General features: G+C 32.0%; 1 protein-coding gene. It reads right to left on the bottom strand.

Features of this window, described 5'->3' with window-relative positions:
- Positions 1–271: 271 nt before the first annotated feature.
- Positions 272–2,386, bottom strand: a 2,115-nt coding sequence (locus HX062_RS16045; protein WP_286468123.1) for an outer membrane beta-barrel family protein, incomplete at its 5' end; no start/stop codon positions are given.

A 2,386-nucleotide genomic window follows, 5' to 3' on the forward strand; every position in this document is an offset into this window, starting at 1 on the left:
TACATAAGAGATTTTATTCAGTTGCTACCCTCACGGGTAGTTTTTTGAAAGAGACGAAAAAATTACACCTAGGGTTAGTTTTGAACTTGTTTTAGTATCATTTAGTGCAAAAGTATTTGCGCTAGAATATGAAAATGTGTACTCTTTAAGCCCAACAGCTTCTTTACTAATTGCTTTAGTTTCATCATTATAGAAAAAAAAATAGTTAGATCATCTTTCAACATTTGCACTTAATTCGCTCTACTCCTTTCCTCTACTTGCAAGTATTTTTCTAGATTCTATTTTGTTCTGCTTCATTTCCAAAATCTCGTTTGGTTGTTTTGAGTAAACTATTCCCAAATTTGTAGTTTAGAGAAAATCGAAAACTTCTTGAATCTTCATAGTTTCTATTTGTTGTTTTCACTTGATTAAAATATCCTGTTGCCAACACTCGTTCTCCGCTAAAAATATCATTGCCTTGAATACTGATTGTCATATTTTTATCCAATAACAAAAATTTGATTCCCACACTTAAACTTGAACTAGAAGAGATGGAATACAAATCAGAAATTCCCGGAAAAGAAAACCAATAGTTCAAACTAAAAAGGATTGTATTTGACTTATTTAATACAAAATTATTCACAGTAGAAAAAGTTGTATTAAACCCTGTTTTGCTTTCCTCCGCATTGTCAACCAATGACTTTGCCTTACTATAATTGCTGTCTAAAGTCAAAATACTATTCCACCAATTCCATTTATTAAAAGAATAAGACTCCGAAATTCCAACAGAAAACAGATCATAATAATTCATTGGCCGATAGTGTTCACTTGTTGAAGCAACATCAATAATCTTTAGTTGTCCAAAACCATTCGTTGTCTTTGTTACATAAAATGTATGAATCCAACTTTGATTTTGAGAATAAGACAGTTCTATATTATCTGAATAGGAAGGATTTAAAAAAGGATTTCCTTCGCCATAGGAATAAGGATTACTGAAAATTTTAAAAGGATTCAGCTCTTCGTAATTTGGGCGATTAATCCGCTTACTATAATTTAATGATAGTGCACCACTTTCTTTAAGTTTATAAATAAGATACACCGTTGGAAAGAATCTCACATATTGATCTCTATTCAGATGATTGGATTCCCTTGATTTTCCAATAGTTTGTGTTACTTCCATTCTCAAACCTGCTTGTAGTTGCCATTGATCATTTAATTTTGTATTTCCAGAGAAATAAAGAGCCTGATTATTTTCTATAAGGGAAAAAAAATTCGTTTCCAAAGAATCATAAATGAGTGTCTCTTTATTCTCATTACTCAATTTAATTTGATTATCTGTCGCAGTTTGATATATTTTACCACCAAAACTTAAATGGGTCCAAGAAAAAGGTAGTTCAATGTCAAATTTTAAACTATAATTTTTAATACCTATAGTATTCGTATTAAAACCTGAGAATTTAGTTCCACATGTGAACGGCATGGTCTCCTTACCTTTGTATACTCTTAATTCATTGCTTTCATAATTGAAATAGTCTAAATCAATAGACATTTTAGTTCCGCTTGCATCGAACTGATATAGGTTATGCCAATTCAAAGAATTAATACTTGGTTTACTCTTCCAATCAGAATCTGACTGAATTTGTCCTTGTACAATATCGCTATCCATGTATTCTATGTTAGTCAATGATCTTTGATTAATCCTTATATTATCAATGACCCCCATGTATTGAATTCCACTAGACCATCGTGTATTAATAGCATAATCAATTGCCATACGGATATTGAGGTATTCATTATCAATGTCTCTAGGAGCTTTCTTATTCCACATTTCAGTCGGATATGAAAAAGAACTCATATCTAACATCCGTTTTCGAAGTTTACCACTATTTACAGACGATTGTAATGACCATTTATTTTTATTATAATTGAATCCTCCTAAAATAGATATACTTGTATGTGTATTCTGTAGGTAAGAGGATCCCATCAGTGCATTCCAACTATCTCTTTTAGTCTTTTTTAACTGAATATTTATCAATCCACTATTACCTTGAGAAGCGTATTTAGCTGGCGGCGTTCCTATCACTTCAATACTCTTAATATTATCTGCAGGTATAGTTCGTAAATAATTAATCAAATCATCTTCTGAAAGTTCAATCATTTTGTCATCTATCATAATAGCCATAGCGCTTTTTCCAATCATTGTCACCTTGTCGTTCTGAATTCGCACACTCGGCGTTATTCTCAAAGCATCTAAAGCATCACCCCCACTTGCTGAAACTGAATTTTCAACGTTAAACACCAAGCGATCCACCTTGCGTTCTATCAGCTTCTTCTTGGCTTGAATCAAAATACTATCCAACAGAACCGTTTGATCTATTGTAATCTTTCCCATATCTACATCCTGAGT

This window comes from Myroides sp. DF42-4-2, assembly GCF_030326445.1.
Taxonomy (GTDB): Bacteria; Bacteroidota; Bacteroidia; order Flavobacteriales; family Flavobacteriaceae; genus Flavobacterium.